The sequence below is a fragment of the Rhizobium sp. BK181 genome (genome assembly GCF_014193305.1).
GTDB lineage: Bacteria > Pseudomonadota > Alphaproteobacteria > Rhizobiales > Rhizobiaceae > Rhizobium.
Window position 1 is genome coordinate 269,713 of record NZ_JACHZA010000002.1, and the last position, 23,648, is coordinate 293,360.

Genomic DNA, 23,648 nt, shown 5'->3' on the forward strand with positions numbered 1-23,648 from the left:
GGCGATGGCCGTGTATGGTGAAGCCATGGAAAAGAGAGGTGTGCATGGTAGATCCCGAGGAACCCACAATCGGCAATGCTCAGGTAGAAGCACTGGAAGAGAGAGTGCGCGAGCTTGAGCGCGATCTCGAGAGCATGACGCGGCGGACGGAGTTCCTCCAAGAGACTCTCGTCAAAATGGCTCAAAACAAAGTTGCATCGCGGCCTATCGTGTTGTCGGAGGACGGTTCCATGGCACACGACTTTGCCAAAGGCGCTGAGCTTCTAAAGCGCAAGTCTAAGCTAGGCACGCCGAGATTCAATTCGGACGACACCGAAGTGTAGGGACGCAGAAAGCAATCTGCTGAGGTCATCGAGTCCATGGACCATGCAGGCCGCGCATCATCCCGCGGGTGTTGCTTGTTTCCATACAGATCGGGGTTGTTGCCCTGGCGCTACTCGTCGTGCGCGTGAAGGGCGTTCTCGGGGCGCGTAGTTGATTTTCTGACGGGCGCAAGATACCTACGAAACACGAAATCACGACCACCGGGTCGATCGCAAATGATCGGACGGCCGTGAAAGCGCCCAGGACGTTGGGACAGGCGTGCAATACCGCTCCTCCCAACGTTCCGCTCTTCTCTACCGAGACGCACACCTTTTATTTGGATGGTGTGAGTTTCGTCTCGATGATGTCTGAGAATGCTTTCAGCACGGGTTCGAATCCTGAGAAGTCGATCTTGCCACGCTGATCTCGAACAACCTTCGTCGCAAAACGCTCCTTGCTCATCTTACCTTTCGCAGGCGGCTGGCCGCGTTTCTGCTTCAAATCAACGGTTTTACCATCCCAGGTCATTGCCTTGGTCGTGGCGTCGAATAGGTCTTCCACGATCCGTTCGGTGTTGCCGACTTTGCCGGGGACGGCGACCACAAACAGATTCCGCTCGATATGGTAGAACGGATCGGAGCCATCGATAGGCGTAGCCGAACCCGTTCTCTCCTTTATGAAGCTCCAGATGCCGTTTGTAGCTTTGTCGTTGTCCACGAAAACGATCACCGGGCTCAATTGGCCACCCGCATGAAACGGCAGGACAATCTTGTTGTAATCCCGCACGAAATGCTGGACGTCACCTGCTCCACCGGACAGTCTTGTCGCTGCGGTGTGATGACGGCTCTGTCCGAAGAAGCGAACGTCCGAGGCGTACTTTCCACCGGACAAACCACCGAGCTTCGGAAATTTGGCGTGGAGAACCTGGATCGCGGTCTTCAAATAAATGACGTCCGTTTTTCCCTCGCAAACGATCGTAGGGACGGGGTTCACATGGAAGCTGCAGTAGTTGATGTAGTGCGCGTAGTCTCGATAGAACTTGGGAATGTCCTCGCCGGCCTTCTCAAACTCACGAGCTGACTTGAAGCCGTGGCGAGTGGCCTTGACCTGAAACTGGTGACTGAGCCGGCCGCCGATCTGCTCCAAAGACAAGGGGGTTTCGGCTCCCGACTTGGGATCTTTTTGGAAGCACGTCCCTTTCTTCACTAGGGAGTGGACAAGGACTCGATTGTGAGCCTCGACCTCTGTGCGGACATTTACGAACTCGTTTACAATTAGGCCGGTGACCTCTTGCCGCGATGCGCGCGTCTGCATCCTGGTCTTCTGGTCATTGATGGTGAAGCCTTGCCTCCATATGCGACCTCGAAGTTCGTGTCCGGCGTCCCAGTTTCCAGACAACGGATTTTCCAGAGCTAATGCTGGCGGGAACTCGGCAAGATTGGTCGAGAATGTCAGGTCGTCGACATATCGCGAATAGGTACAGCCATGCGCGGCGGCCATTTTTGAAAGGTGCACGTCCATGACGCGGGCCATCAAGTCCGACACGATAGGAGAAGTTGGCGCGCCCTGGGGTAGCTCGTTGTCGTGGCAAACGATCTGAGCGATGACCGTCGCCACGGCTTCAGGGAGCTGGAAATCCCGGTTCTTCAGGAAGTACCCTCGGACACGACCGAAATTCAGCGAAGGGAAGAAGCCCTCAAGATCGACATTCAATACAAATCGTCGATTGGTGTGCTTGCCAGCGTTTGTTTGTATCGATAGGCCGCGCTTCTTCTGAAAGCCATGCGAGAGGACCTTCTTGATGTTCTCTTCAACCGGCACGATTTCGCGCTGGCACGCATAGAGTAGTTCGGTCAGACGCGACTGAACGAACTTGAGACGCCGTTCTGGTGACGAAATTGTCCGACTGCCGCCTGATTTCTTCGGTACTTCGAAGTGCGTGTACTTTAGGTGCGGCGGTATTTTGTAAAGGATGTAACTCAGCCCCTTTGGAGACACGCTCAGCAAATGGGCCAGGTCGGACAAGTCCTTGCATGCACGAAGATTTTTGAGGGTCATGGTGTGGGTCGCTTGCGGGCACTCGTATGCGTGTCACGGGATTTCCCGTAGAAGAACGTAAGGGTACTCCGGAAGGAGCAATCAGGCCTGACATTGTCAGCAACCGTCGCGATGCGCGACGACAGGATCTACCCGCAAGCTTGTATCGGGGATAGCAATGTCCACGATCCATCACAAGCGGGGTTGCGGAGCCAAAGGTGCGGCTTAGACATTGTCCACAGGGGTCTCTGGAGTGATCCATTCCTTCGGAACAAGCTTGTCGTCGCCACGCCATTCGTGGGCTAGAGAAACGCCTTGGAGATCCCCCCACACATCGGATCCGGCGTGATCCAGCACAATCAGCTGGAGGCGTCCTTTCGCGCGAACGACCTCGTTGCCCATTGCCTTGAACACCGACCTTACAGCCGCGATATCCTCGTCGCGGCTCCGACCTGTCGGCCCGGGTCCGTTTCCCACCTCGAAGCCGCGCGGGAAGTAGACTTGGCTCGGCTGGTCGTAGATCACGAACCCGGGAACGGGATGATGTGGCTGATCCAGAAAGAACCGCTGCAGCGCCAGTGTTACCGCGACATGATATGCAAGCCAGTTTGCTCCGCTCCCGATTTCCCATAGGTAATCCTCGCGCTCGGGTTGGATAACCTTGATTGTCAGATCCGGCACAACAACCGCGATCGGAGCATTCGGCCATTCAGCGTCAAGATCGGGAATTATCGACGCTGCGTAGTTTTCGACCTGACGCAGTGCGTTGGCGAGCTTACGTGTTACTTGGCTATCCGAGTAGATTGCACGAAGTGCGGACAGCCGCTCCTGCAAAGCTCGCACTTCGTCGGCCTGCTCGGATCCTTCGTCGCTTCGTTCGAATGTGGTCAGCGCCTGCTCGAGGCGTCCTATGAACCGCTCCACTCGATCGTGTCGATAGGTCTCCTGGCGAACCTGCTCAGACTGTTGCTCCAGCAGGACGATCCGTTGACGGACGTTGGCCAGTCGGGACGTTGCCTCTTCTAGTTCCGTCCTGAGGCGAAGACGTTCACGGTCGAAAGTGTCTGACAACGCCGGCTGGGTTCTGAGCTGTACGTCCACACTTACCAGCGCCTCATTTAAAGCGGCTAGTTTCTCAGCACCGGCGCCAACCATGGCGATAGGATCATCGCTCTCGCTCACCCTCTCTCGCATCCAGCCAGCGATGTCGAGGCGATCGCGCTGGATCCTGATAGCGGATCCGTAAGACTCGCTGCTACCAAGAAGTCGCTGGACCTCGTTGAGTCGCTGGCGTCGTTCTCCGAGTTCCGCGGCGACCCTGGTCTCCTCACTTCGCAGAACTTCAAGCTCATCAAGGCTCGGAGCAATGGACCCCAAGCTGGCAAAGGATTGCCGCGTGTTCGCTCCGGTGACACGCCTCAGCATGTCAACGACAGCTTCCCATTCCGATGGGATTATCGTGTCCGGAGGGAGTAGGCCCAACTCGATCGAAGTTCTGAGCCACGCCTGTGTCTCATTCTGCCAAGCACGAACTGCAGATCTCGTCGAATTCAGTGCGGCCTCTTTTCGCCGCAGTTCACGCGTCAGGCGATCGATCTCCCAGCGGGCCGCCAGCATTTCCGGGGTTACTGCGCCAAGAACATAGGGGTAGATAGACTTTAGTTTCTCGCGGTGTTCGGTCGTGTCTGCGTTGAAATACAGCACCATTGGATTGGCGACGATATATTGCGGTTGGAATGTGAATGCCGTGAGATCTCGGAAGCTAACCCGAGCCACGTCGCCCTCCGGAGCTAGGCCGAGCTGCGATAGGCCAGCAAGCCTGTCCAAGGACTTTTTCACGAAGTCGGATGTGGTGTTTTTGTCGGGCGCCTGAAGCGGAACATCGACAGTCTTGCCCTCCAGCATGAACATGTCGCCGGTCGAACGAGCATCGCCAGGCTCACGTCGCGCAAGCAGCTTTTGACCCTCGATCGTTTCAATCACGATTCCGAACCACGAGCACGCCTCGCGGATTGTTCCAACCGGGATGCTGCATTTCCCGGAGGCCAAGCAGTAGTCGATAATCGGAATAACGGCCGATTTTCCGGTCTTCGACGCTCCGCTGACGACATTCACCATCCCGGGTTCAAAAGGGACAACTCGTGGAGGATGTCCGGACCGAGACCACAGGATCAACTTGAGGATCTGGAAATGCATTAGGGTTCGACCTTGAGGAGGGAAAAAACGTGACCGGAGGGAAGTCGAGCGGACCAGCGTCCCAGCTTCTCGGCTGAAGACAGATGATGTTTCAATCGCTCCGGTGTATTGCGAAAGCTGGCTTCGTTCCCGTGGACCGTTCCCAAGTCGTAGTCGATCGAAAGCAGCCTCGTGACGATCCCTGTCGATATTGAATCAAGCGTGAGGCCCCTCAGGCCCAAGGCTCGATCGTGTATGGAAAAAAGAAGCTCTCGCTCATCGCCCAGCTTCTCGACAAATTTGGCCAACCCGGACGATTGGTTTGTCGACTTGACCTTCTCCATGGTGAGGCGGTGCAAGATGATGGGAAGGACAAGAAACAGGAGCTGCAACACTGGCATCGAACCTGGCTTTTCGTGCTCATAGCCTCGGACGAACTTCCAGATAAGCGCCGCCCCGAAGGCAGGGTTCTGGACCTGAGCGATGGGAGAAAGAATCTGATCGGCCATTCGTCAATCCGGCGGAAAGAGAGTGAGATAGTCAGGATGCCAACCCAAGCGTCGACCGTCTGCCAGATGATTGTAAGCGCCGGCGACAAAATAGGAGGGAAGGGTCTGCCCATCCAAAGGAACTGTCGCGGCCGTGCACAACCGATATAGCTTTCGCCCCCGCGACGCGACGGCAGATGACCCGTCGGTATCCTCGACCTCATCACGGCTAATTTTGTGAAGTCTGACGAGTTGGTCATCGAAATCCCGAAAGCTGTCGACCAAGATCCGGCCGTCATCCGCCCATTGGACCTTGTCGATCTGGGTCCGCAGATAGTCGCTCGCAGCGGTGAGTAACATCTCGTCCTTCGCATCGATCGCTCGTAGCTGCCTGACGAACGTGGGTTCGTTCTCGACAGTCAATGCGATATCGGCATCAGATGGCGGCGGGGCCCGTGAAATGAGGAAATTCCCGAGGTCGGATCGACGCGAGAAGGACTGGAATGATCGGCGGAACTTCGTTGCATCAACAATGGCCGGCTGCCTCGAGCGTATGAGGGTGTCAGCTCGATCCCGAGCCAGCCCAATTGCTGCTGCAGTCATTTCCTGCAGAACATTGGGTGATGCTCCGGGGCGCACGTACTGCCGCACCGCCTCGACGGGATCATTTTCGGTCGAAATCTCGAACCGAGCGACGATCGTTCCGCAGATGCTGTCGCCGAAAGAGAGAAACCGAGTCAGAAACGACTTGCAGGCTGCATCCTCTGGAAGGCTCTTGGCCAGCTTTTTTAGTTGCACCAGCAACGCAGAGACCTCAGCCCCAGTGCTTGCCGCCGACATTTGCGCAACGATCTTTCCGGACTTCACAGGCGCGACGTAGTAGCGAAAATCCGTGCGGGCTTTGTCAACAATGCCGTCGTGGCATAGCTTCCCCCAGGTGGCAAACGTCTTCCACAGCTCTGCGGAGCGGTCGGCGGCAGGATTTCCCGAAAGCGCGCTTTTGCACTGCTCGAGCAGGATCGATCCATCAGCGCGGTGAACCGCAACGTCATCAAGATATTCTAGCGAGGCGAGATCGTCGTCAGGAATTCGAAATAGGTGGTACGCGAGACGTAACTGTTGAAGCGAGAAGCCGAGATACTGTCCCGCGGCGCTCGTCTTAAGTGGTTTCTCGAGTTCGGCTACTGTCATTTGTACTGGATCGGGGACAACTAATTCAATCGATACTGCAACTCTAGCTGTTTAATTTCTTTGATTGAAAGCTCTGTTTGCGTCTGTTTCGGGGATGTCCACCGAATTTCTGTCGATTGTCAGGTTGCACTTACTCAACTGCGATCTGTAGTGCCCGGAGGAATCGTTCGCCATAGCGTTCGAGCTTTGTCTGGCCGATGCCGGATATCTCAAGCATCTCATGCAGTCGGGTCGGACGTCTCGTCGCTAGAGCTATAAGGGTCGTGTCCGGGAAGACGACATAAGGGGCGACTCCCAACTCTCTCGATATCTCAAGACGTTCCTGACGCAGCACCTCGAAAACCTCGCGGTCTGGAGCAGAAAGTCCGGATCTCGCCGGGGAAGTGCCGCTACCCGTCCGCCGCTCGCTGCGAGATACGGTTCGATCTTTGCGGAGGGTGATCGACCGTTCCTTCTTGAACACCGCGGCTGCCGACTCCTGCAGTTTCATTGCACCGAACTCATCGTGCTCGATCCTTATAAGGTTGAGCGTGAGCAGCTGGCGATAGATGGATTGCCAGGCGGCGGCCGTAAGTTCCTTTCCAGCGCCGAAGACGGGAAGATCAACGTGTCCGAACCGCTTTGTCTTGTCAGTGACCTTGCCAGTTAGTACGTCGATCACATGGCCCACGCCGAAGCGCTCGCCGGTCCTGTAAATCGCGGCGAGCGCTTTGATGGATGCTTCCGTGCCATCCCAGGTCTCGATCGGCTTGGTGCAAGTGTCGCAGTTGCCACATCCTCCAGGATGATCTTCACCGAAATGCCGCAGGATAGACTGTCGGCGGCACGCTGTGGTCTCGCAGATGCCAACTAGGGCATTGAGCTTCGCGCGCTCGATGCGCTTGATCTGATCGGTTGAATCTCCCTCATCGATCATCCGGCCGCGCTGGACGATATCCTGCATGCCGTAGACCATGAATGCCTCGGACGGCAGCCCGTCACGACCCGCGCGCCCTGTTTCCTGGTAGTAGCTCTCGACCGAGGAAGGCAGGTCGAGGTGGGCAACATAGCGAACATTAGGCTTGTTGATCCCCATCCCGAAGGCGACAGTCGCCACGAGACATAGGCCTTCCTCGAGGCGGAAGGCATCCTGGTTTGCGGCCTTCAATGCCGGATCAAGCTTCGCATGGTAATGCTTCGCTCGGATCCCGTGCTCGTTGAGCCACTCCACGGTATCTTCAACCTTCTTTCGGGACAGGCAGTAGACAATCCCGCTTTCGCCTTCATGTCTCTTCAAGAAATCGAGAAGCTGTGTTCTGGGGTTGCTGCGCGGAACAATCTCGTAGCTGATGTTCTTGCGATCAAAGCTGTCCACGAACACTTCTGCGTCGTCGAGATTCAGGAGGCCGATGATGTCTTGCCTTGTCCTTGGGTCGGCGGTGGCGGTGAGCGCGATGATCGGGACCGTCGGATACATTTCCTTCAGCCGTCCAAGCGCCAGATAGTCTTTTCTGAAGTTGTTTCCCCAGACGCTGATGCAATGGGCTTCGTCGACTGCGATGAGCGAGATGCCACCCGAACCCAGCATAGAATCAAGGCTGCCGGTCGCCAGTCGCTCGGGTGTTACGTAGAGGAGTTTCAGATCGCCTGAACGAAGATTCCGCTTAACGTCTATAGCTTCTTCCGACGATTGCTCAGACCAGAGGGCGCCCGCGCAGACGCCAAGCGCTCTGAGCTCCTCGACCTGATCCCGCATCAGCGCGACCAATGGAGAGACAACAATTGCCGTCCCGGGCAGACACAGGGCGGGAAGTTGGTAGCATAGAGACTTCCCTTTCCCGGTCGGGAAGAGCACCAAAGTGTCGCCGCCGGCGATCACATTCTCGATTACGAGTCCTTGCTTACCGCGAAAGTCGGGATAGCCCCATACTCGCCGCAATTCATCCAAAGGATTCGACATCATCGCGCTGCGCGTGTGCGTCTGGTCTTCGAAGACGTTGTTAATCGAATGCAATGTTCTACCATCCTTACCTCCCGGTAACTGATGCCGGCAGGAATCGATATTCGTGGTGAGCAGCCTACCACGAGGCCCCCATTCGGATTCAACAAAGCGATCTGTGTCAACTGCTTTGGACCAGAGCCGGCCTCTCGATAGCGAAGTCTTCGGTTCTCCCGTCTGACCCCCGCGAGGAGAATCAAGCCGCTTCGGTCATTCATAAACAGCCATAGGTTGCTTTTTGTGATTTTCTGAATCCTTGAAGGATGGCGTCTCGCAAGGATTCAATTTCCTCTGTAAGGAATCATAAAAACTAACAAAAACATGATCTTAAAAGTGAGGAGTCCTCAAATTAATCTTTCAATTTCTTCAAAAAAGGTGTTGACGAGAACGTAAAATTGGTCAGGCTAAATGCAATAAAGCAATCCGAGGTAGAAAGTGAGGGGTCATCACATGTGTCTATGGACATCAGGGCAAAGTGACAGCTTTCAGTTCCAAGTCGGCCTGACAGGTGTGCGCGGTAGCGATCGGTCTGCTCCTTTGCGGCGCATCACCGCCAATCTGGCTCTGTTATTGTCTGACGTTCCTGTTTTGACGACTTCAACGCGGGACTTGGCCAGATGACAGAGGCTTGTGCGGTTGAGCTTCCATCGCCTGTGGCATCTACCCCGGCCGAGTGGATGATCCATTTCGTTAGTGCCCGGAATAAACTTGACCGAGGGTTCCTCGAGCACGAGGGAGATATTCCGCTCCCAGCCGATGGCGAACTGTCCGCGGGAGCTGACCAGTTCGAGGTTCTCTGCGCGCAATTGCGGTTCGGCGGCCTCATCCCATGGTGGCCTGACGGCATTGGAAGGCGGTATAGTCCTCTGCCGACGATAGTTGCTCAGACCGCAAGTAGGATCGACTTTTCAGTTCGTGAATCAATTGCCGGAATCGCTTTTCGTCGTGACGAATTCGTCAGCGCGGGCGCCTGCACCGAAGTGATCCATGGACGCCCCGATCTGTGTTTCAGTGACTTGCTCGCCTGGGACGCGCGGCACGGCGCTTCTGAGTATATTCGATTTCTGGCGCCGAATGGAGTGCAGGATTCGGCCTTGGGACTGTCGCTATATCTGCCTAGAACGCCGTTCAGCGCGGTGAAGGTGCTTGTCGATGATGCGAAATCGGCTTCAAGCGTAAGGGAACTCCTCACCCGGAAATACCTTGGCCTTCGTAGCTACGAACACACGAGCCGCTACATTCGCCGAAGGCTCCAGAATATTCACGTCCTCTATCCTCGCTGGGAGGACGGGGAAGACACCGGAGCTACGGATGACTGCCTATTGCCAGGACTGCAGGGGTTCTCACAGCAGTCTGCTGTAGCCGCAACACACCAGCTGCTTCGCTACAAGGTGAAGGTGGATTGGGCGATCGAGGCCGCGAGGTACGCGGCAGGCCAATATCACTTGCATCCGGGACGATGGGATTTCGTGCGACCTGAGCTGCACCAATCGCACTATGTGTCGTTCGTAAACGACGGAGGTCCGGCATCTGCCTTCCTGATACGAAGTGGGATGGCAGAAATCGCCGACGAGGATGAAGATGAATGGCGGCTGGACATTGGCATCGATCTCTGGTGCCAGCCGGCTGACCAGTTGGCGATGTTTAAGGACGCTGCAAAGGTCCTGACCTCGGCACTGGATCTCTGGTGCTTTGTCCGTACCGTCGACTGACCAGCAGCGCTCCTTTCTGAAAATCCAACAGCCTTACCACTGCTCGCCAATGTGAGCGGCCGGGACCCCTGTGACTGGCGACCTCATAATCTCCGGGAGATATCGAGTGAAAATCTACTTTATGAATGACGTTGTGGTTAAGCGTCTCGCGAAACAGTTCAAGCGCCAGGTTAAGGCTTGGGGAGACGATATCGCGTACAATACGGCATTGAACGTAGTCGCGCGAATGTTTGGACATGACCATTATTCAGCGCTGCACGCGACTATCGGGTTGGTGGCGGCCCCTTCTGATGCCGACGTGGATGAAGAAAGCCAGGTTGCACGGTTCTGGCAGTATCATCAGGTGTTGTGCGAGCATGACTTCTCGCCAACGGAAGCCGACGAGATCCTCGAGGCACTAGGCTGTGCTGGTTGGTGGCGTTTCACCGATGATGGTGTCGATGAACTCAACGAGCGGTCGGATGCGTAGCATGCGAAGAGAGAGGGTAGCTCCACCGGACCGGGCAATCATCGACGATCAGCTTGGACCAGAATTCCTCGAAAGTCTTCAGCCATACTTCGATCGGTTCACAGGCCGTCGCTTCAAGCAAGTAAGTCGAGACGTTGCGCTTTTCGCAAACTATCTCATTGCAACCCGGTCGCATCACTCACTGTGCGATTCCTACAGTGGGAGGCAGGTGTCTGTGGACGTAGACTTGCAGGCCGAGCTGAGACGGGCGGTCGATGAAGCGGTCGGAAAGCACAGGGCGGCGGGTTATTGCCATATGAGTGTAGTGAAGTACGCGTCGGCAGTTCGTGGGGCGGTTCGACATCTCTCCGATTTAGCGGGAAGACCTGACCTCGGAACGTACCGTGTCCGGCATTCTGAGGCATCTCAGCCACGAGGCAATCGCAAAGACAAGAACGGAGTCCTGATACCGTACGTCGATATGACGCAGATCGGACCGCTATTCTCCGAGCAGTTTGCCTCTGACCTGCTCATGACCTGCACCAGCAAACGGGAGTCCGCATCGATTCGAGCGTTTCTCACAACGCTCACGATGGACAGATCCAACTCCTCTCGCAGACTTGTGGCCATCCTCAGCAAAGGCGAAGGTCGTACGGAGGGTGCGGTGGCCCTCGTCGTTGCCGCTTTGGAAGTCTGCGAAGCGCGGCTGATGAAAGACTTCGGACTGACACGATCCACAGTCCGGGACCGGCTCCAATGCGCGCGAACCGTATTGGAGCGTCTCGGCAAACTCGCCGATAGAACCTACCCGGCCTTCTTGAAGACCAACTTCACAATCACTCATGAGGGCATTGACGAAAGCTCAAAGAGCCTTGTCGATATTCCTCTGTCGATTGAGGGGGGCCTCAAAGGCGCTCGTCGGCAGCGCGCCGCGTTGGCAGTAATCCGGGACGCCGCGGGGCACGAATTGAGCGTCTGCGTTCGGATTTTTCAACGGATGCAACGACTCATGAGAGGAGAGTTTGACGGTCTAAACTCCTCCCAGGTACGTGCGTCCGCCCAAGCGCTGCGGACCATACTGATTGCCGAAGACCACAGTTTCAAGGCAACCGGTTATGGTCAGTTCCACCTCAGAGGTGTCCGAACCAACAATGCTGAGGTCGATGTAGCGGTCAGGTTGTTGTCCGATCGAGATGCCTGGGCCGCGCTCGGGCTTCAAGACGCTGCCGCACTTGAAAAGCGCATTAACAGGAACGCTGTGCGCCGAATGATTCTCATGGGACTCGGCGCAACGCGGCGCGCGGTTCACGCCTGCATGATCGTGTTCTGTTGCGAACACGGTTGGAACCTGCAGCCCATATGGGACATTCCGAGTGATCCATTCTTCTTTGAAATAGATGATTCGGTCACCCTCGGTACTCTGAGCTACGTTGCTGCATTCAAGAATAGGGCTGGCCATGAGGTGATGGCACTACTCGAACGATACGGGACGAAGCCCGAAATCGTCCGCGGAAGGGTGATGCATGCCTGGGAGGCGACATCGAGAGAAGGGCGATGGGGCGATAACGACCACGCTGCACTCCTCAGCAAAGATGGTGCTGCCCATGACGCGATTGAGCAGTTCAGCGCACTTGGCGCATCGGCGCGCGCTTATACATCGTCGCCGGACCTACGAGATCGCTTTTTCGTACACTTAAGTGATCGTGTTGGAGTTGTCGGCTTTCAAGAAGCACTCACAATCGCCGCAACTTTCTCGACTGCACCCTTGAACACCCCTGGGCTAACCTTTCCGCTAATCAGGAAGAGCTTCGAGCAGCTGAAGCTTCGGGAGGTAGGATCGGTCGAAGGTCTGCGCCCAGTCGCGGGCCATGCAAAAACAAACATCTTGCAGCCGTTCTACGTTAATTCGCAGGATGTTGTCCGTGAAGTTTTGGAGTCGGTCCGTTTCTTTCAGAACGCCCTTCAAGCGCTGATAGTGTCCGATACTGGGATCTCGGGCGCGTTGGCTATGGATGAGAAGACGCTGGAGTGGTTCCACAATCTAGCGGAATTCTCCGGGATTGCCGGTGCTATCGGTTTGGGAGCTTCTACGCCTGTCGGCACTCGGAAGGAATTCTATAATTTTAACCCGACGGATGAAAACGTCCGATCGCTGATCGCCATTCATTTGTCCTTGAAGCGTTCAAGACGACATATAGAGCCTTATCGGTTTGCCATCTACGGAGTGCCCTTGCTCGGCTTCGTTATCGCGATTGAAGGAAAGCTTCGTGCCAACGGATTGACGGCGCTCTTTAGACAAACTGCTCGCCAGCTCCTGAGTGACTTCAAGGCAAACAAAATAACGTTGCCAAGCCTGATCTAAGCCTCGCTAGGGCGGACGGCGCCATCTGAAAATTCTTCACTATACGAACGGAAGGGAACTATGATCTCTATCGCCGAATACGCGCGCGTATTGCGTGACTGGCCGCTGCCCACAGGGCTGATTGCTACAAAAAGTTCAACCGCAAGCAAGCTCTGGCGTGAGGGAGACGGTCGGAGACTGGAGCATCAGTGCTGGCGTATTGCTACGTCGGACGCCCAATTGAAGCGGCTAAATGTGTACAGCACAGTGTCATTCGATTCCGCGATTGGGTTCCCCAGTGTCAGTTTGGCAGCCAAGATCCATCGGGGGGACAACCTTGCTAAAAAGCTTCTGGTTCTCCGTTGCCTAACCACCGGCCTGGATGGCGGTGGTCGCAACAACGCGGCCGATATCGTGACGACCACGTGGTATTTCGACTGGATCGTGAGGTACCGAAACGCCAAGGGCCTAACGAAATTTAGTCAAATGACTGTCGATGATTTCCACGAGTACTGTAGCGTATTGAGCACCGGCGAGCTTTTGTCGTTGCTGCCTTACGAGGAATTTTTGAATGAGATGATGGAGGGCGCTGGTATTGATGATTATCTGTCGCCAGCCGGTATTCACTGGGCTCGGTTGGCAGACGCACTGGGCGTAACGAGCGCTTCCATCAATCAGTCATCGAGCTTTGCGGATGCGCTCATATCCACGTTTCCGGATGTTTTCGTCCATCAACCCAAGCTCCTGTTGGATCTACGGCGTGGTACGCGCCAATCTGGGACAAAATTCGACCCAGGTGATGGGATCCATGCGGGCGAGGTCGATGCAACGGATTCGGCCAAAGATGACACAGGGCAGCCAAAGCGTCGAAAAAAATTCCAACATATTTTGGGAATCTGGGGGTACCTGCATTTCAACGCGATCAGCCGTCCGGACGAAGACGGTCTTTCCTTCAACCCGTTCGAACTTGAGTCCAAGAAGCAGCTTGAACACAGGTACGGAGATTTGTCCCCGGGCAGAACACGTACACTTGAGCCCGTCGATCTGTTTCGCATCCTCGGCGCCTGCACGACGTGGATCTACCGTTATGGCGACTACATTGCGACTGCCTATAATGGTTTTCAGGAGGCAAGTCCCCTAACTCGCAACGCTCGAAGAGCGATGGAACTGGGTTGGGAGCGCAATCGCCCCGACGGTGCTCCCAAACTAGCCGCGGGTATGAATTTGGGATCACTGCCGCAACTCGAAAAAGGCCAAATCCTTTTAGGTGTGGCAGTAAGACATCTTCTGTCGGCAATCGCCGTCCTAATTCTCACTTTCGGTGCACGACGTTCTATCGAAGTGAACAGCATCAAGCTGGGATGCTTGCACGAGGATCGACCGGGACTGCTTGAGCTCGAGGTCTATATTGCAAAAACACACCAGAATCTCGGGCGTAGGCCGGTGCCTGAGATCCTTCGAAAGGCCGTCAGTCTCCTCGATCTGCTTTCCGCGCGAACGCGAGAAAAGACAGGTGACGACTGGTTGTTCGCGGTCGCGCAGTACCCGTCAAATCCGAATCGGCAGGTTTCAACACGCTTCGATTTTACCATCAATGACTTTGTGACCTTTGCGGGCCTTGAACCGCCGGATGGCCAAGAGGTATGGCGCCTCACGAGTCACATGTTCCGGCGAGGGTTCGGTATCTACTATTATCATGGGTTTGATGGCGCCAACCTTGATGCCCTCAGCCTTATGTACTGGCACTACGACCCGCGGATGACCCGAGTCTACATCAACATGGCAATTCCCGGTCAAATGAATCGGATCAGGGAGGAAATCAAACGCGCTCAGCAAAGCGCGAGGGCCAACAGGACACCCGAAATGAAGAAATGGATCGAAGCCGCTCGAAAGGATTTGAAGCAGCTATCGGAGTTCGCGAAGGATTTCGATGAAGCTCGGTGCGAGTTCTTCGTATCGAAAATGATTGACGTGTGGATGCGGAAAGACTCCGTCGCCGGGCGTGGTGGCCGTGCGCTCTTCAACAGCGTGCAGGCGATCGCCGCCCAAGTGGCAAGCGCCGTGCGGATTGGTTCTCGGGCGAACAGTGCCGATTTGGCAATCGACGATATCAGAGAGGAGTTTCGTAAGTTCGCAACAACCAACCTTCTTGAGCCTGTGATCGGGACCAATGTTTTCTGCACGGCAAATCCGACAGATGAGAAGGTCAAGCTGGAAGCAAACTGCCTTAATCTGAAAAATCGAATCCAGCGACCACAGAGCTACGCGTCGGAAGCCTCAAGCAATATGCCTGACTTCGATTTCGCACTGAATAGTGTCTGCGCTGATTGCGCCTACTGTGCGATCTTTGCCCGCGGGCGCGCGGCAATAGAGGAAGAGCTTCGCGACGAGAAGGCTCGGATTCCGCTGGCTGCCACGGCTGAGGTCAAGCATGCCGCGCAACGACGATACGAGGAGAAGAGGCTGGCATATGCTACCGCGCTGAAAGCAATGAGGTCACAGAATGAAGGGTAAGTCCGTTGCCTGGGACCGCCCCCTAACGAAACAGGAGGTTTGGAACCTTAGCCCGCAGGACAAGCACGTACGTCTTGTGACCTCGATTGAACGCAAGGTGCTCTTTCTGGAGGATGTCGTGAAACGACGGCACATTCCGCTTCATGTGATCGAGAAGCTGGCCGGCAGCCGAACCGCATTTCGCAAGTGGCAGGACATCAAGCTCCGGCTTTGGAAATGGTCCATCGTAGGAGCCGACGTCGTTGTGGATAACAAGACCGGTGAGGAAGGGCCTAACTATGATCTGATGATCCGCTGGAAGAACGCCATGGCTGCGTTGCGAACGACGAAGGAAAGTACTGCCGTAAAGGAGCCGGACAACAGCAAGCTCACGACGGAACTGGCCCGGCAAAACCTCGCGTTGATCGCGCGAAATGCCTTCTTGGAAGCACAACTGCTAAAGATGATAAGGAGCGCGAATGCCCGTTCTTCCGACTGATTTTAAATTCGATCGTGTGCCTGAAGGATTCAAATGGCACGAAACGGACATCGGCGGCCTTCCACTTGTGTACTGGCCGTCGGGTGCGGTCTGCGAGCCGCTGCTCAGATACTTCGCGCACGGTTGGCGTACTCGTCTTTTCACTTCCATTAAATCCATGACCCCGGAAGTCTACGCACTGCGAGAGTTCCTCGCGTCTCTGGAGAACCGGCTTACTCATTGGCTGGACGCGGACAATGATGACCTTACCGTATATCGCGATCTTCAGGCTCCTCAGCTTAAGAAGGGTATCATCGCAAAGGCGCAAATAGAAAAGAAGATCGGCTATGTCTTCAAATTCTATATGCACATCCAATCCGCAATGCCCTTCCAGGCAAATCATCGCTTGACGCCACGGTTCGTTGGCGAGCCCGAACAGGAAATGACGCCTTTCTCGTCAAAGGAGGTCTTCACGAAAAAGGGAGGGAGAAGCCTTGTATGGTTGTGGTCGGACCCGTCGGGCAAGGCTGTCAAAAAGCGTCCGACCCCGGACGCTACCGCTGTCAAGCGCATCTTAAATCATCTTCGATACGCCGCGAAGGAGGATAAGGCAAAGAGAGCGTCGGGGTGGCAGGCGGAGCAACGTCGGCTCGAAGGAGAACGGAACTGGCTTATAGCCAAATGCGAAGCGGAGGCGGGCTTACGCCGGGAGGAGACCGCATCCTTGACTATTCGGCATATCGCAATCGCGCTTGCCGAGGAGCGACTACTGGGAATCAAAAGCGTGAGGGACCCGGATGCGGCCACCGAGAGACTTTTCTTGGCGGCGAAAGACGAGGATGTGAAGAAAGACATCCTCGAGAGATTGATGCGATTCCGTGACAGGGGGCACGAAACACTGTATATAACGATGCCGCGGAAACGAGGAGTGGCATCGGTCCAGTTTCCCCTTGACCTAGTAGAGGAGCTGCTTCGGCTCGGCTTTTGGAAGGTTCATAAGGCCTACACCGACCATTGGTGTCAGCTAAAGTCTGGCTATCGCGTTTAAGAGAAACTGTTCCTGTCAGGACGCACTGGCCAAGGGCTTTCCACTGGTGCCGTCGGTGATATCGTCAACGACACTTTCGCTGAGCTCGATATCGCAGGTAGCGGCCATAGGCTCCGAGCCTACTACCTCACCAACATGGCTTGGTTGATCTGGAACGAGAATTTTGCCCTCAACGGCTACCAGTTCGACGCGGCCATTGTGAACATGACGCTCGATCGAATTGCGGAACTTGCGGGCCATGCTGACCCCTCCATGACTGCCCAATATTATTTGGACATGGCACTTATTCGGCACTTCAGTCGTACAAACCGCCAGCGGCTGAACGCTATGTCAGATTTGCTTAACGCGATCATTCACGCTGGGCCTACGTTGTCAGACGAAGTCGCAGGCCTTCTTGAGAAGGTCGTCTACAAGTTGGTTGACGTTAGCCAACCGCATTTCCCCATAATGCTGCAGACCTTGGTCGATGACGATTTCTCTGACATTCCCCCGCCTAGTGCGCCACCGTCCGATGGCTCCCCACCAGCTAAATGGCCGTCATATTTGCAACCCGTCACTTGAGGTCGATCTAAGGATACCCATCATCGTCACGTATCATATAGGTGGAATTAATTAGATATATCATGATTTTAATCGTATAGCGAAAATCCTATCCGTGAAAATCTGGGTGTTTCCCAATGGGGACATGATTTCCGCCCCGAATATCGCGAGCTCGGCAAGCTTGCCGAACAGTTCCCGGGTGTGCCGCGCATCGCGTTGACGGCGACGGCAGACCCGCATACCCGCGAGGATATCATCGAGCGCCTGGCGCTGAACAATGCCAAGGTCTTCACGACCAGCTTTGACCGGCCGAACATTTCCTATGAGATCGTCGAGCGGGACCAGCCGCGCCAGCAGTTGCTGCGGTTTCTGGCCGGCCACAAGGGCAACAGCGGCATCGTCTATTGCCTGTCGCGCGCCAAGGTCGAGGATACGGCCGAGTGGTTGAACGGCCACGGCATCCGAGCGCTGCCCTACCACGCCGGCATGGACCGGGCACTTCGGGACGCCAATCAGGACGCCTTTCTAAAAGAGGAAGAGCTTTGTCTCGTTGCAACTGTCGCCTTCGGCATGGGGATCGATAAGCCGAACGTTCGCTACGTCGCGCATCTCGACCTGCCGGGCTCGGTCGAGGCCTATTATCAGGAGACCGGTCGCGCCGGGCGTGACGGTCTGCCGTCCGAAGTCTGGATGGCGTACGGCATGGCCGATGTCATCCAGCGGCGGCGGATGATCGACGAGGGCGGAGCGGCCGACGATATCAAACGTGTAGAGCGTTCCAAGCTCAATGCGCTGCTGGCGATCTGCGAGACTGCTTCGTGTCGGCGTCAGGCGATCCTTGCGCATTTCGGCGAGGCGTATGCCGGCAAGTGCAGCGGCTGCGATACCTGCCTGAAGCCGGTTGAAACCTGGGACGGTACCGAGGCCGCGATCAAGGCGCTCGCGGCGATCTATCGCACGGGCGAGCGCTTCGGCACCGGACATGTGGTCGATGTCCTGCTCGGCAACGTCAACGAGAAGACGGAGCGCTTCGGCCACACGACGATGCCGGTCTTCGGCGCGGGCAACGATCTGCCGGGGCGCACCTGGCAATCGGTCTTCCGGCAATTGCTCGCCATGGGGTTGGTCAGGGTCGATCAGCAGGCCTTCGGGGCCTTGAAGCTGGAGCCGGAGGCCCGCGCCGTGTTCAAGCATGAACGGATGGTCTTTTTCCGCAAGGATCGCCCGGTTGCCGAACGCCGCTCGAAGCGCGTGGCGCAGACCGAGCGTCGGTCGGTGCTGGCCGGTGACGACAACGTGCTTTTCGAAGCGCTGCGTGCCGAGCGGACAGCCATTGCCCGTTCGCTCGGCGTTCCGCCTTATGTCGTCTTCCCGGATACGACGCTGATCGCCTTCGCGACGGAGCGACCGCGCACGCATAAGGAAATGCTCGGTGTTTCCGGCGTCGGCCAGTCGAAGCTTGAGCGCTACGGAGACGCGTTTCTGGACGTGATCCTCAGCCACGACAGCTAGGCATTTGACCTCGTGGCGCAACGGTGCCATCTTTCGCAACGGAAATAATGGGATAGCCGCCCAGTTAGTGCGCTCGGTGCGGCTGTTCGGCTTACGTGAACTGACCTCCCAGCATTGCAGAGAACTGCCCACAGTACCCCGATTGACAAAACGGAGAGTGTTGGATGCCAGGCCCGTCGCCATCGCAGCAGCGTTCAGCGCTAGGATCTTTGGTGTTAATTGCTGCCGTGGTCGCCTTTGGCGCCGGCGCTTTTGCGTACACAGCCGGATGGCTTTCCCCGGGTCGCCTTACCTCCACAAAGCTTGTCAGTGCCTTGGCGCCTCCCGGCGGACCCGCTCTTGGCCATCGGCGAAATCACGCGAAGGGTGTCTGCTTCACTGGCGTATTCGAAGCGAACGGCAATGGTGTCGCGCTGTCGCGGGCGACCGTATTCGCGGCAGGACAATATCCGGTCGTGGGGCGCTTCAACCTGGCGACACCCGACCCGAACGCGGCCGATCCCACCGTTCGGGTGCGCGGGCTCGGCGTGCAGATTTCGACGCCTGACGGGGAGGTCTGGCGGATGGCGATGATCGATCCGCCGGTCTTTGCCGTGTCCACGCCGCAGGGATTCTATGAGCTGCTGCAGGCGGCCGGGAGCAAGGATCCCGCGGCAATGAAAACGTTCGTGGGGGCTCATCCGGAGTTCGCCGCGTTCGGCGAATGGGCAACGAAGGCTCCCTGGACTGCCAGCTACGCGGAAGTAACCTTCAACGGCCTCAATGCATTCATTTTCACGGATGGCGCGGGCAATGAGCACGCCGTTCGCTGGTCATTGCGCGCAGACGCGCAAGCGATGCCGATCACGAGCGAGGATTTTGCCAAGCTCGGTCCCAATCACCTGGAGGACGAGATTGCCGAGCGCGTCGCGACGTCGCCGCAACGCTGGACGCTCGTGCTGACGGTCGCCGAGCCATCCGATCCGACGTCCGATCCGACAAAGGCCTGGCCGCCGGAGCGACGGACCGTTGAAGCCGGTACGCTGGTCGTGCAGAAAGTCGAGCCGGAGGCCGACGGCCCATGTCGAGACATCAATTTCGATCCGACCATTCTGCCTGATGGCATCAAGGTTTCCGACGATCCGTTCCCGGCAGCCCGCTCCGCTGCCTATGCCAAATCCTTCGATCTGCGCACGTCGGAAGCCAGCCACTATCCCCGAACAGCAGCGAGCGTAAAGCCATGACGGGCACGAACACGCACTTCAGCACCCTCCAGCGTCTGTTGCATTGGCTGATGGCGATCGGCATCCTGACAATGCTCTTCATCGGTGTCGGGATGGTGTCCACCATCGGGCGGCAATACGTGCCGTTGCTGGTGACACACAAGACGCTGGGCATTGCCATTCTCGTTCTTGCCTTGGTTCGCCTTGTGGTTCGCTTCATATCGGGAGCGCCGGCTTTGCCTGCCGATCTGCCGGAGCCGATGAAGCTTGCGGCGTATCTGTCTCATGTCGCCTTGTATGCGCTGATGATCGGTATGCCTTTGATCGGCTGGGCCATGATGTCGGCGGCCGGCTACCCCATCGTGCTGTACGGCGGGTTGCGGCTTCCGGCGATCGTGCCCCAGAGCGACAGCCTTCATGCGCTTCTTTGGAGCGCGCATTTCTATCTGGCCTTTGCCTTCTTCGCTCTCGTCTTGATGCACCTTGCGGCGGCGCTCTTTCACGGGCTCGTGCGTCGCGATGGCGTCCTTCAGACGATGCTGCCTGGCAAATAACGGCGGCGTGCGGCAGGAGTCGCCGCGGTGTGAGGCTATCAATGAAACATTGAGATCGGGCGAGGTGTGTCTATATGGGCCGGCTGAAAGGATACGGTCATGGCCCAAAATATCTACGACCAGCCTGAATTCTTTGAAGGATACAGCCAGCTTTCGCGCTCGCTCCACGGGCTCGATGGCGCGGCGGAGTGGGAGTCCATCAAGGCGGTGCTGCCGGCTTTGTCAGGCAAGCGCGTCGTCGATCTCGGTTGCGGCTTCGGCTGGTTTGCCCGCTACGCTGCGGGGCAGGGTGCAAGAAGCGTCCTCGGCTTTGACATCTCGGAGCGAATGATCGATCGGGCCAAACGGGAGACCGTCGACTCCACCGTTCGTTACGAGATTGCCGACCTCGAAACGCTCGAATTGCCACCGGCATCATTCGATCTCGCTTACAGTTCCTTGGCATTTCACTACATCGAGGATTTCAGCCGCTTGGCCGCCACCATCCACAGCGCGCTTGTGTCGGGTGGCGATTTCGTCTTCACGATCGAGCATCCGATCTATATGGCGCCGGCCAATCCCGGCTGGACGGCGGATCGCGAGGGGCGGCGGATCTGGCCGCTTGATGGCTATTCACGCGAAGGCAAGCGCACAACGGACTGGCTCGCAAAGGGCGTCGTGAAGTATCACCGTACGCTTGGAACCACCCTCAACACCCTGATCGCAAATGGCTTTTCGATCCGCCACGTCGAGGAATGGCGGCCGGGCGACGAGCAGCTTCGCGATCATCCCGAGTGGGCTGAAGAGATGGATAGGCCTATGTTCCTGCTGATCGCTGTGCAACGTTGAGGACGGCAAGACAGGCGCTTGGCTATGTGCTAGTGCAGGGCATCGGGAAACATCACAAGAAGGGCATTCAATGACCTCGCAATTCCTCTCCCACCTCCGCACCGAACTCGCCGCACTGAAGGATGCCGGGCTTTACAAGTCCGAGCGTGTCATCACGTCAAAGCAGGCGGGCGAGATCGCCGTTGCGTCCGGCGAGCGGGTGCTGAACTTCTGCGCCAACAACTATCTCGGGCTCGCCGACAACGAGGAACTTGCCGACGCCGGGAAGAAGGCGCTCGACCGCTATGGCTATGGCATGGCCTCGGTACGCTTCATCTGCGGTACGCAGGAGGAGCACAAGCAGCTCGAGGCGCGTATTTCCTCTTTCCTCGGCATGGAGGACACGATCCTCTATTCCTCCTGTTTCGACGCCAATGGCGGTCTCTTCGAGACACTGCTCGGCGAGGAGGATGCGATCATCTCCGACGCGTTGAACCACGCCTCGATCATCGATGGCGTGCGACTCTCCAAAGCTAAGCGCTTCCGTTATGCCAACAATGACATGAAGGCGTTGGAAGAAGAGCTGAAGAAGGCCGAGGGCAGTCGCTTCAAGCTGATTGCCACCGATGGCGTCTTCTCAATGGACGGCATCATCGCCAACCTGCAGGGCGTCTGCGACCTCGCCGAGAAGTATGGCGCGATGGTCATGGTCGATGATAGCCACGCCGTTGGCTTCGTCGGCAAGCATGGACGTGGCTCTCCAGAGCATTGCGGTGTCGAGGGGCGGATCGACATCATCACCGGCACGCTCGGGAAGGCGCTTGGGGGGGCTTCCGGCGGCTATACCTCGGCAAAGGCCGAAACCATCGACTGGTTGAGGCAGCGGTCGCGACCCTATCTGTTCTCGAACACGCTGGCGCCGGTCATTGCTGCTGCGTCACTGAAGGTCTTCGATCTCATCGAGAACGGCGATGCGCTGCGCGAACGGTTGGCGGCCAATGCGGCATTGTTCCGCTCCGAAATGACGAAGCTTGGCTTTACGCTGGCTGGTGAGGGGCATCCGATCATTCCTGTCATGCTTGGCGACGCCAAGCTGGCTCAGGATATGGCGGCACTGATGTTGAAGAAGGGTGTCTATGTGATCGGCTTCTCCTTCCCTGTCGTGCCGAAGGGACAGGCGCGCATCCGCACCCAGATGTCGGCCGCACATTCACGCGCGGATGTCGAGCGGACGATCGCGGCATTTGCCGAAGCAGGTCGTGAACTTGGAGTGATTTGAAGGGTTTCGGAGAGTAAGATCATGTCGAATATGATGAAGGCGCTGGTGAAGGCGAAGCCGGAGGTCGGGCTTTGGATGGAGCATGTCCCGGTTCCCGAAGTCGGGCCGAACGACGTGCTGATCAAGGTGAAAAAGTCAGCGATCTGCGGCACGGATGTCCATATCTGGAACTGGGATCAGTGGGCGCAGAAGACCATTCCGGTGCCGATGGTCGTCGGCCACGAATTCTGCGGCGAGATCGCTCAGATCGGCTCTGCGGTAACGAAATATCGTGTGGGCGAGCGCGTCTCCGGCGAGGGACATATCGTCTGCGGCAAGTGCCGCAACTGCCGCGCAGGCAGGGGACATCTCTGCCGCAACACCCTCGGAGTCGGCGTCAACCGTCCCGGTTCCTTCGGAGAGTTCGTCTGTATTCCGGAAGCGAACGTCGTGCCGATCCCGGACGACATTCCGGATGAGATCGCCGCGATCTTCGATCCGTTCGGGAATGCCGTCCACACGGCCCTTTCCTTCGACCTCGTCGGTGAGGATGTCCTGGTTACCGGGGCGGGGCCGATCGGCATCATGGGCGCGCTGGTCGCCAAGCGTTCGGGCGCCCGCAAGGTGGTCATAACAGACATCAATCCGCATCGGCTGGATCTCGCCCGCAAGCTCGGCATCGACTATGTCGTCGACGCATCAAAGGAGAACCTCACCGACGTGATGAAGTCGATCGGAATGACCGAGGGCTTCGATGTCGGCTTGGAGATGTCGGGAGCCGCACCGGCCTTCCGCGACATGATCGACAAGATGAACAATGGTGGCAAGATCGCCATCCTCGGCATTGCGCCCGCCGGCTTCGAGATCGACTGGAACAAAGTCATCTTCAAGATGCTTAACCTGAAGGGCATCTACGGCCGCGAGATGTTCGAGACCTGGTACAAGATGATCGCTTTCGTGCAGGGCGGGCTGGATTTGTCGCCCGTCATCACGCACCGGATCGGAATTGATGACTTCCGGGAGGGGTTCGAGGCGATGCGCTCCGGCAACTCCGGCAAGGTGGTTATGGATTGGAATTGAGGA

General features: G+C 56.9%; 18 protein-coding genes and 1 pseudogene. 13 read left to right on the forward strand and 6 right to left on the reverse strand.

Annotation, left to right across the window (positions count from 1 at the left end):
• Positions 1-44 precede the first annotated feature (44 nt).
• A complete protein-coding gene (locus FHT77_RS08765) occupies positions 45-323 on the forward strand; it encodes a hypothetical protein (protein WP_183754355.1) in 279 nt (92 codons plus the stop codon).
• Between the two features lie 313 nt (positions 324-636).
• On the opposite strand, the gene FHT77_RS08770 is transcribed toward FHT77_RS08765, so the two are convergent.
• The 5 genes from FHT77_RS08770 to recQ form a co-directional block, all read right to left on the reverse strand.
• Positions 637-2,361, reverse strand: a complete 1,725-nt coding sequence (locus FHT77_RS08770) for a retron Ec67 family RNA-directed DNA polymerase/endonuclease (RefSeq protein WP_183754357.1) — start codon at positions 2,359-2,361, stop codon at positions 637-639.
• A gap of 204 nt (positions 2,362-2,565) precedes the next feature.
• Complete coding sequence (locus FHT77_RS08775; RefSeq protein ID WP_246719747.1) at positions 2,566-4,458, reverse strand: DUF3732 domain-containing protein; 1,893 nt, start codon at positions 4,456-4,458, stop codon at positions 2,566-2,568.
• A gap of 77 nt (positions 4,459-4,535) precedes the next feature.
• Complete coding sequence (locus tag FHT77_RS08780; RefSeq protein WP_183754362.1) at positions 4,536-5,024, reverse strand: three component ABC system middle component; 489 nt, start codon at positions 5,022-5,024, stop codon at positions 4,536-4,538.
• A gap of 3 nt (positions 5,025-5,027) precedes the next feature.
• A complete protein-coding gene (locus FHT77_RS08785) occupies positions 5,028-6,194 on the reverse strand; it encodes an ABC-three component system protein (protein ID WP_183754364.1) in 1,167 nt (388 codons plus the stop codon).
• 130 nt (positions 6,195-6,324) lie between these two features.
• Positions 6,325-8,133: a DNA helicase RecQ gene (recQ, locus tag FHT77_RS08790; protein ID WP_409527440.1), complete on the reverse strand. Its 1,809-nt coding sequence runs from the start codon at positions 8,131-8,133 to the stop codon at positions 6,325-6,327.
• A gap of 1,133 nt (positions 8,134-9,266) precedes the next feature.
• Here recQ and FHT77_RS08795 point away from each other — a divergent pair.
• From FHT77_RS08795 to FHT77_RS08820, 6 genes are all read left to right on the forward strand, one after another.
• Complete coding sequence (locus tag FHT77_RS08795) at positions 9,267-9,884, forward strand: hypothetical protein (RefSeq protein WP_183754366.1); 618 nt, start codon at positions 9,267-9,269, stop codon at positions 9,882-9,884.
• A 106-nt stretch (positions 9,885-9,990) separates the two neighbouring features.
• Complete coding sequence (locus FHT77_RS08800; RefSeq protein WP_183754368.1) at positions 9,991-10,353, forward strand: hypothetical protein; 363 nt, start codon at positions 9,991-9,993, stop codon at positions 10,351-10,353.
• A gap of 643 nt (positions 10,354-10,996) precedes the next feature.
• Positions 10,997-12,694, forward strand: a complete 1,698-nt coding sequence (locus FHT77_RS08805) for a hypothetical protein (protein WP_183754370.1) — start codon at positions 10,997-10,999, stop codon at positions 12,692-12,694.
• A gap of 60 nt (positions 12,695-12,754) precedes the next feature.
• Positions 12,755-15,187: a hypothetical protein gene (locus FHT77_RS08810; RefSeq protein ID WP_183754372.1), complete on the forward strand. Its 2,433-nt coding sequence runs from the start codon at positions 12,755-12,757 to the stop codon at positions 15,185-15,187.
• A complete protein-coding gene (locus tag FHT77_RS08815) occupies positions 15,177-15,665 on the forward strand; it encodes a hypothetical protein (protein WP_183754374.1) in 489 nt (162 codons plus the stop codon). The genes FHT77_RS08810 and FHT77_RS08815 overlap by 11 nt, the downstream gene beginning before the upstream one ends.
• Positions 15,646-16,692 carry a hypothetical protein gene (locus FHT77_RS08820; RefSeq protein ID WP_183754376.1) on the forward strand — a complete coding sequence of 349 codons (1,047 nt, stop codon included), beginning with the start codon at positions 15,646-15,648 and terminating at the stop codon, positions 16,690-16,692. Before FHT77_RS08815 ends, FHT77_RS08820 begins: the two co-directional genes overlap by 20 nt.
• A 15-nt stretch (positions 16,693-16,707) precedes the next feature.
• On the opposite strand, the gene FHT77_RS08825 is transcribed toward FHT77_RS08820, so the two are convergent.
• Positions 16,708-16,932, reverse strand: coding sequence for a hypothetical protein (locus FHT77_RS08825; protein ID WP_183754378.1), 225 nt, complete (start codon positions 16,930-16,932; stop codon positions 16,708-16,710).
• 429 nt (positions 16,933-17,361) lie between these two features.
• Here FHT77_RS08825 and FHT77_RS08830 point away from each other — a divergent pair.
• The 6 genes and pseudogenes from FHT77_RS08830 to tdh form a co-directional block, all read left to right on the forward strand.
• A pseudogene (locus FHT77_RS08830) lies at positions 17,362-18,744 on the forward strand (RecQ family ATP-dependent DNA helicase); the annotation flags it as partial.
• Between the two features lie 164 nt (positions 18,745-18,908).
• Entirely contained in the window at positions 18,909-19,967 is a 1,059-nt protein-coding gene (locus FHT77_RS08835) for a catalase family peroxidase (RefSeq protein WP_183754379.1), read from the forward strand.
• Positions 19,964-20,500, forward strand: a complete 537-nt coding sequence (locus FHT77_RS08840) for a cytochrome b (RefSeq protein WP_183754381.1) — start codon at positions 19,964-19,966, stop codon at positions 20,498-20,500. The genes FHT77_RS08835 and FHT77_RS08840 overlap by 4 nt, the downstream gene beginning before the upstream one ends.
• Before the next feature lie 99 nt (positions 20,501-20,599).
• Positions 20,600-21,328: a class I SAM-dependent methyltransferase gene (locus FHT77_RS08845; protein ID WP_183754383.1), complete on the forward strand. Its 729-nt coding sequence runs from the start codon at positions 20,600-20,602 to the stop codon at positions 21,326-21,328.
• A gap of 70 nt (positions 21,329-21,398) precedes the next feature.
• Positions 21,399-22,586: a glycine C-acetyltransferase gene (locus FHT77_RS08850; RefSeq protein WP_183754385.1), complete on the forward strand. Its 1,188-nt coding sequence runs from the start codon at positions 21,399-21,401 to the stop codon at positions 22,584-22,586.
• 21 nt (positions 22,587-22,607) lie between these two features.
• Positions 22,608-23,645: an L-threonine 3-dehydrogenase gene (gene tdh, locus FHT77_RS08855; RefSeq protein ID WP_019279927.1), complete on the forward strand. Its 1,038-nt coding sequence runs from the start codon at positions 22,608-22,610 to the stop codon at positions 23,643-23,645.
• Positions 23,646-23,648: the final 3 nt, after the last annotated feature.

Coding starts and splice junctions, on each gene's coding strand:
- FHT77_RS08765 (WP_183754355.1), top strand. CDS start 45: ATGGTAGATCCCGAGGAACCCACAATCGGCAATGCTCAGGTAGAAGCA.
- FHT77_RS08770 (WP_183754357.1), bottom strand. CDS start 2,361: ATGACCCTCAAAAATCTTCGTGCATGCAAGGACTTGTCCGACCTGGCC.
- FHT77_RS08775 (WP_246719747.1), bottom strand. CDS start 4,458: ATGGTGAATGTCGTCAGCGGAGCGTCGAAGACCGGAAAATCGGCCGTT.
- FHT77_RS08780 (WP_183754362.1), bottom strand. CDS start 5,024: ATGGCCGATCAGATTCTTTCTCCCATCGCTCAGGTCCAGAACCCTGCC.
- FHT77_RS08785 (WP_183754364.1), bottom strand. CDS start 6,194: ATGACAGTAGCCGAACTCGAGAAACCACTTAAGACGAGCGCCGCGGGA.
- recQ (WP_409527440.1), bottom strand. CDS start 8,133: ATGTCGAATCCTTTGGATGAATTGCGGCGAGTATGGGGCTATCCCGAC.
- FHT77_RS08810 (WP_183754372.1), top strand. CDS start 12,755: ATGATCTCTATCGCCGAATACGCGCGCGTATTGCGTGACTGGCCGCTG.
- FHT77_RS08815 (WP_183754374.1), top strand. CDS start 15,177: ATGAAGGGTAAGTCCGTTGCCTGGGACCGCCCCCTAACGAAACAGGAG.
- FHT77_RS08820 (WP_183754376.1), top strand. CDS start 15,646: ATGCCCGTTCTTCCGACTGATTTTAAATTCGATCGTGTGCCTGAAGGA.
- FHT77_RS08825 (WP_183754378.1), bottom strand. CDS start 16,932: ATGGCCCGCAAGTTCCGCAATTCGATCGAGCGTCATGTTCACAATGGC.
- FHT77_RS08835 (WP_183754379.1), top strand. CDS start 18,909: ATGCCAGGCCCGTCGCCATCGCAGCAGCGTTCAGCGCTAGGATCTTTG.
- FHT77_RS08840 (WP_183754381.1), top strand. CDS start 19,964: ATGACGGGCACGAACACGCACTTCAGCACCCTCCAGCGTCTGTTGCAT.
- FHT77_RS08845 (WP_183754383.1), top strand. CDS start 20,600: ATGGCCCAAAATATCTACGACCAGCCTGAATTCTTTGAAGGATACAGC.
- FHT77_RS08850 (WP_183754385.1), top strand. CDS start 21,399: ATGACCTCGCAATTCCTCTCCCACCTCCGCACCGAACTCGCCGCACTG.
- tdh (WP_019279927.1), top strand. CDS start 22,608: ATGTCGAATATGATGAAGGCGCTGGTGAAGGCGAAGCCGGAGGTCGGG.